This is a genomic window from Pseudoflavonifractor sp. HCP28S3_F10 (genome assembly GCF_052065415.1).
Classification (GTDB): domain Bacteria; phylum Bacillota; class Clostridia; order Oscillospirales; family Oscillospiraceae; genus Pseudoflavonifractor_A.
On the sequence record NZ_JBQHUB010000052.1, the window covers coordinates 1 to 6,753 of the forward strand.

The 6,753-nt window shown below is 52.0% G+C and carries 6 protein-coding genes and 2 pseudogenes; all 8 read right to left on the reverse strand.

Annotated elements, in window-relative coordinates:
- Nucleotides 1-105: 105 nt before the first annotated feature.
- Nucleotides 106-234: pseudogene (locus tag ACTNBZ_RS14080) on the reverse strand (Maff2 family mobile element protein); the annotation flags it as partial.
- Between the two features lie 121 nt (nt 235-355).
- A complete protein-coding gene (locus ACTNBZ_RS14085) occupies nt 356-853 on the reverse strand; it encodes a hypothetical protein (protein WP_441210889.1) in 498 nt (165 codons plus the stop codon).
- A 33-nt stretch (nt 854-886) separates the two neighbouring features.
- A complete protein-coding gene (locus ACTNBZ_RS14090; protein WP_021632616.1) occupies nt 887-1,165 on the reverse strand; it encodes a type II toxin-antitoxin system YafQ family toxin in 279 nt (92 codons plus the stop codon).
- The gene (locus ACTNBZ_RS14095; protein WP_033119556.1) at nt 1,158-1,424 is read right to left on the reverse strand and encodes a type II toxin-antitoxin system RelB/DinJ family antitoxin; all 267 of its coding nucleotides are present in this window, start codon (nt 1,422-1,424) and stop codon (nt 1,158-1,160) included. Before ACTNBZ_RS14095 ends, ACTNBZ_RS14090 begins: the two co-directional genes overlap by 8 nt.
- Nucleotides 1,425-1,679: 255 nt before the next feature.
- Nucleotides 1,680-3,131 (reverse strand): hypothetical protein, encoded by a 1,452-nt coding sequence (locus ACTNBZ_RS14100; RefSeq protein ID WP_199488597.1) that lies wholly within the window; start codon nt 3,129-3,131, stop codon nt 1,680-1,682.
- Between the two features lie 415 nt (nt 3,132-3,546).
- Nucleotides 3,547-4,794: a plasmid recombination protein gene (locus ACTNBZ_RS14105; RefSeq protein WP_015517767.1), complete on the reverse strand. Its 1,248-nt coding sequence runs from the start codon at nt 4,792-4,794 to the stop codon at nt 3,547-3,549.
- A gap of 558 nt (nt 4,795-5,352) precedes the next feature.
- Nucleotides 5,353-6,573 (reverse strand): tetracycline efflux MFS transporter Tet(40), encoded by a 1,221-nt coding sequence (gene tet(40), locus ACTNBZ_RS14110; RefSeq protein WP_441210890.1) that lies wholly within the window; start codon nt 6,571-6,573, stop codon nt 5,353-5,355.
- Nucleotides 6,574-6,642: 69 nt separating this feature from the next.
- Nucleotides 6,643-6,735 (reverse strand): annotated as a pseudogene (locus ACTNBZ_RS14115) (GTP-binding protein); the annotation flags it as partial.
- Nucleotides 6,736-6,753 lie beyond the last annotated feature (18 nt).

Below are 6,753 nucleotides of genomic sequence, written 5' to 3' on the forward strand. Positions count from 1 at the left end.
GTTTAGATTTTCCCACAATGCTTATCTTTTGGTCTTTGGTTCGGAATAGTGTAGTGCTGGCGGTCTATCTCTTGTTTTCGGTTGCTTGCTTCCTTACCGTACATGAGCATTCGCGCCGGGGTTGTCGTTGCCGTAGCCCTCCATCAGATTGACCACGCCCCACACAGCGAGGCCAGCGCCGAGGGCGATAACGAGAGTCTGCAGGACCGTGACTGCCTGAGTGATAAATGCCATAGATTTTTCCTCCTGATTTCATGTTGTTTTTTGAAAATGGGCAAAAAAAGAAGCCCCGTCGCTGTTCTGCTTTGAACCTTGCCGTCAGGCTCGGCTCACTGCGCAGTGCAGCGACGGGGCTTTAGTCTTCTTTTGGATAGTCCCCAAAGAACCTACTAAACCAGCTACGCTTTTGAACCGGTTCTGTCTCACGCTCCGGCTGATCGGCTCCGGACTTGCCGGAAAGAAGCTGCTGATGCATTGTCCCAGCATGGAGAGCCTGGGCCGCTGCCGCAGTCTGCTGTGCCGTCACCAACGCCGAGCTGACCTCCGCCAACCTTGCGTTCAGTTCCTCGATCTGCTTGTCCTTTACAGCAAGTTGCTCGCTTTTCCGGTCTAATTCTCCCTGCAGCATAGCGATCAAAGTGGTTTCGCAAGTTTCGCAACTTGCTTTCGCCTGTTGCGAAACTTGCTTTCGTTCAACACCTAAATAATGCTGATATATGGCGGTTTTTTGACTTTCGCTGATTGCGAAACTTCCTTTCGCATCTTTCGCAACATGGTTTCGCCTACACCATGCACGAACTGCCTGTTCCGACACGCCACATTCTATTGCAATTTCCGTTATTACACCCGCCAAATATCATCACCACTCTTTCATCCGGAGTTAATCTCAAAACAAATCGCTATGAGATCCCGTCCTTATCAATTTCAAAATCAAAGTCTGCCGAACAACTTTATAGACCAACAGCCAGTCCGGCTCGATGTGACATTCTCTCATGTCCTTATAATTTCTGGAATTAGTGAGAGCATGATCTCGATACGCCTCCGGCAACGGCTGCTCGTTACACAACAGCGTGATCACTTCCTCCAACTTCTTCGGATCGCAGCCTCTCTTGATCGCAAGCTTGTAATCTCGTTTGAACTGCCCCGAAAACTCCGGCTTAAGCATTCAGCGCCTCCATCAGATCTGCAACGCTATCAAACGGACCATACATATCCTCTCCCTTTTCTGCCGCCTCCATCGCCGCATAGGTAACAGCATTCGGCTCGTCAACCTTGACTTCAAAGGGAAGTCCATGACACCTAAGTGCCTGTCGATAAAAAATACCCGTTGCCGTACTCAAATCCATTCCGAGGGACTTAAAGAGAGCTGCCGCCTGTGCTTTCAGCTCCGGCTCCATTCTTATCGTCATATTTCCTTTAGCCATAATAGCACTCCTTTCCTCGTCATTTTTAGCTTGCACTAATATTATATTCAATATTCGTGACATTTGCAAGTGCATTGCAAATGTTTTTTTGCAACTTTTCTATGAACAGTGCTTTCTATATGCTAACACCGCAGCGTGTACATTTAGGGGGTGAAAAAGCCTTATTTCGCGCGGTTTTCAAGCCTCGTTTTCGGTGGGGTAATATAAAAACCCTTACCCGCCCCGAAAACGCCTTGTAGGGCGTTTCTGGGGCGTTTACAGCCCTTTCTTAAATTCCTCCACCAACAGATCGCTCAAAGCCTGTGATGGGCGTATTTTGACCGTTATATGCCCCTCCGGTACGGTGTCCCACCATTTGCGGATCGTTTTCGGATCAAGTCCGGTGTCCCTATGACAATCGGCCTTGCGTCCCTCTGGATGCTCCTGCCGCCACGCATAGACTTGCGCTTTCTTTTCTTCTGCCCCTTTTCTTCTCCATGTGCCGCCAGGATAATCCACTTCCTGCACCGCCCTTGCTCTTTTCAAATGCTCTTTCTGTGATCTACCATTCCTCTTGTTGCGCTCGATGCGAACATCGGTCAGAGCTTCAATATCGGAAATCGTGAAATTGTAATACTCCTTGTCGTAGGCTTCCAGCGCACTCCGTATATCTTCCTCGGTCAATGCGTTCTCATGCTTCACCATCTGCAGATCATCAAAAGCCTCTTTCATATCCTGCCGGAGCTGCTGCTTCGACACACCGCATTTGTAAGCATAGATAGCAAGGCACATCAAAAAGAAATACCGATGCCCGCCCTTTATCTCTCCGATCTGCCGCAGCCACCAATGGTAGAGCGCATACGGATCATCACCATGCACCTTTCCGGCAATATCCCACTTCTTGCGTCCTTTCTCGCCTCTCACAACAACACGCTCATACCACTCCGGATATGCCTCCCTCGCCTCAGCTCGTGTCATTTTGGATGGGCTGAAAGGCTTATTGACATCCACCCTGTTTTCTGGCTTTGCGTAGGCGTTCAGATAATCCAGCGTTACCCGTTCTCCGGTACGGAAAGCGACCAGCTCCGTCCCATGCTTGTCATTGATGCTGCCCACCATGCGGAAGCTCTGATTGATGGATTGATACTGGATCGCCTTGACCTGCGAAGTGCTGCCATACTCCCATAGCCGGAAAGTGAGGTCATATTTCAGACTTTTAAGCTGAATTTTTATATTCGGGTATAGGTCAATCGGCTGCTGGAAAACATAGTAGATATGCAGCCCTGTCCCCGACAGAACAAGGAAAGTCGGCATCGGCAACCGGCGCACTCGCTCCGGATCGCCGCCAAAGCGCAGAAAGAGGTTGCGCAGCTCGGCAAGACCTACGCCATCCAGATCGAAGATCAGAGCATACATCCGCTGGGCGTTCTCCAGCCTGTTCTCCTTTCTGCGATATGCAAGACCGCTGCACAAAGTAAGGCTGTTCCCCTCGACAAACTCCATGTAATCCTGTTCCCATGTGTCGTTATACATCTTCCTGCGCCGGAGCTTCTTATCCTCGCTCTGTTCGTCCCGATACAGATACACAGCGTTCGGATGGGAAAAATCCGTGTGCCGTTCTCCGGAGTTCTCATTGTCCGGAAACAGCTCTTTATAAAACTCATAGCCTCCGACCTCCGGATATTGTGCGCTCAAATACTCGTAGCAGCCTCGATAATTCTCGGTCATATTACCACCTCACAAAAGAAAAAGTACCAAAAAGAAAATCCGCTGCGGCGGGGATCGCCTGCGGGCGGGAAGGGGGAAAAGGGGGAGCAAAAGAGCGGCGGCTACGCCGCCTTAAAGAGAAAGTCACCTCCCCCTTTTCCCCCTCGCTGCGGGGCATTGAAAGTGCCGCCACTATGGAAAACCCGATGGGTTTACCACAGTGGCTTGGAAAACCTCTAACGAGGTTTACCACACTTCCAACACCCCTCCGCTCACCCCCCTTTTCCCCTCCGACTTTCTCCCTTTCAGAGAGAAAAAATATAGGTTGGGAGTACCCTTACAGGGGGCTTAGATTATCAATACAGCAATTCCCTATTTTCAGTTGTTATTATAGCCTGTCCGAAAGAGATTTTCAAGCCCTCCGGACAGGCTTCTTTTACAGCTCCATGCCGCCCATTCCTCGCTGGTGCTGCTGTTGCTCCTGCTGCTGTCCAATCTCCGGATCGGGCAGCAGCTCCCTCGCCTTTTCAAGCAGAGGACGCAGACGCTCCGGCAAGTGTTCTTCCAAGAAGTCCAGCATCCGACCGATGCCGTCCGTCAGACGCTCGGTGAAGCTGCGTTCCTCCTGCAGCTCGGATTGCAGATAATAGTTTTCATCGCGCAGCCTCCGGTTTTCCTGTTCAAGCCTCTGCTGCCGCTGCGCTTCTTCCAGCCGCTTCTTCATGGACGGCACCTGTGACCGCAGACGGGTGTTTTCCTCCGTCAGCTCCTGTACCTTGTGCCGATCCGTCACGCTGCGCAGTGCCATTTTCTTTAGCTGCTCGACCTGATCCACCGTCACGCCCTTTACTGCCCCTGTGAGCGTCTTTTCCGGCTGAATATCATGCAGGGGTGCATTTACCCTGTCAGCCTCCTTTAAGAGCCGCACAGTGCCTTTCAGAGCGTCCCGCTGCCGTTCCAGCTCAGCAACCTCCCGCTCTACTGCCGCTGTCTGCTGCTGCACCGCTTCCAGCCTCGCAGCCGCTTCCTTGAACTGCGGCAAGTCCATGTGCGGTCTGTTCGTGCCGAGAGAGATAATTTCAAAATCGTGCCGCTGGGCGATCTCCGTCAGAGCTTCTTTCTCCCGTTCCATCCACGCCGCCCATTCGGTCTGCTTTCTGCCGACACCGACAAACCCCTGCTGCTTCAATGCCTGTTTCATAGATACCCTTGTAGAAAGTCCTCTTGACTGCTCCGTTGCCACAGGGATAAAATCGACATGGAGATGGGGCGTTGCCTCGTCCATGTGCAGCACCATATTGAACACCCGCAGATGGGGGTTGCGTTCTGCAAAAGACTCCGCAAAATCTTTCAGAGCTGCCGCCGCCCGTTCTCCGTCCGGCGTACCGCACCCACAGTCGCTCATGTTGCCGATCTGGAAGATCGCTTCATGGAACAGCTTTTCCTGTTTACTCTGCCGGATATGCTCATAGTAGTCCGGTATCTTATCTCTCGTTTTGGTTTTCTTTGCGTTGTAGGCTGCGAGAGCTTCATCAAAGACCATATGATAGACCTGCTTCAGATCCTCGTTGCAGAAAACAATGTTCTGCTCCGTCCGGCTCCGGTCTACATTCGCCGCTGAGAAGCTGCGGTTGTTGTGCCGGATGCTCCCTGCACCTGTCATACCCGAAATCGTAACTCCCATAAAATCGCCCCCTTTCCGCTTATTCTTCCGTCCTCTATTTTATCATAAATTTCCGCTAAAAACAACCTCTTTGTTACTTTCTGGTGAGAAAGTAACGCAAAAGCACTTTCACACCGCCACCCCATCGGTGCAGCGGTGTGAAAGTGCTTTGCGCCCCTAAAGGGGAGGGGTTGCCGGAGCTGCTTCACTGCCGGCTCGTGCCTGCTGCTCTGCCAGCTCCGGAGGGGCGCTGCCCCTGCCGTCTGCGGACGGCTCCCCGACCTTCATCCCACCGATAAACTGGAATTGGTCATTCTTCTTTTTCTTCAGGAGTATCTTCATTTGGCTTGGAACTGATTTTTGAAACAATAATACCTGTGCAAGTAACAACTACCACACAAAGATACATTCCTATTCCTAATGCTCATGTACGGTAAAGTATCACAAGAAAATTATGTCGAATTGACAGCCGCCTCCGCTATACCGAATAAGGAAATAAAGAGTCCTCAAATTTTGCGCTACTAAATGAAGACGAGCGGAAGTAATCTCCCGCTCGTCAGTAAACTTAACTATGCCATATCAATCCCGCTTCTTTCCCGCCACCGGCACTAAGAACAGCGCGGGCAACAGCAGGAAAGCGGTACAGACCAGCCCCCAGGGTATGGACACCTGCTGGGCTACCAGCCCCACAATAGGCCCGCCGATGATCTGCCCGAAAGAGTCCAGCTGTCCGCTGGTGGAAAAGACTGTGGCGCGCATTTTCTCATCCACATGGTCGTTCATCCAGGCGGCCAGCACAGGCTCCTTGATGGTGCGCATAAGCCCCGCCAGCAGGAACATCAACAACATGAACCAAAAGCTCCGCCCCACCGCGAAGAGAACCAGGCACAGGATATACCCGGCGCTGGTGGACATGACCACACTGGTTCGGCTGACAGTCCCTTTTTTCTCCATGCGGGCGATGAGCAACTGAGAAGCCAGAATACCTAAGCCGCTGCCGATAAGACTGATAACACCGAACCAAGTGACGCTGTTCAGCGGCCCGATAACGGGTATTACCGTGTCATCCAGAAAATGAGCGGTGGAGAGCCGGTCAAAGCCTTCACTGGCAAGTCCCCCGCATAGTGTGATTGCTAAGAGCGCCAGCAACACAGGTGCGCCTTTCACAAAGCCCAGGTTGAGCTTGAACAGGCAGACAAAGTCTTTAAGCAAGCCCTGCCGTTCCTCAATAGCAGGGGAGAAGTTGGTTTCTGGCATGATGCGAACCAACACCAGCCCCAACAACAAGCACAAACTGCCCCCCAAGATGACAGGCATTTGCAGGTTTATGTTTCCCAGCAGTGTGCCCAGCACCACGCCCAGAACGCCGCCGATTTGCCCCATTTGACTGCCCCGCAGGAACACCTTGTCTATGGGTTTGTCCTCTTCCTCCGAGGCAATCCACGCCTCCAGAGCGCCGGTGATGAAGGTATCACCGCAACCCCAGACAACCTGGGCCAGCAGAACCGTCGCGAACCACGGTAGCGCACCCTCCATCAGAAAGCCCAGGCCGTAGAGGAACATTCCAATCAGCACCGAGCGCCGACGGCTATACAAATCCGCCACCACACCGGTGGGTATCTCGAACAGAAAGCAGGAGGTCTCCAGAACCGTCCCTACCAGGACAAGCTGGAAAGCATCCAGCTGCACCACCTCCAGGTGGTACACGATGGAAAGCACTGTGGACATAGAAACCGCCAGGGAAAAGACAAATCGGATCAGCAGGTAGACAGAATATGCCTTTGAATTTTTAGCAAACATGAAGTTACATTCTCCTTTACGAATCAGTGGGTTGTTTTGTGAAACTCCAGCGGCCCGGCTTCACCGAGATGAAATGGCTCCGCTGGCATATAGCAGGCTCTCCGTCAAGGTCGTCTTTCCAGCGTCTACATGGGCAAGAATTCCAATATTGATTATTTTCATGTGATTGTCCTCCCTTTA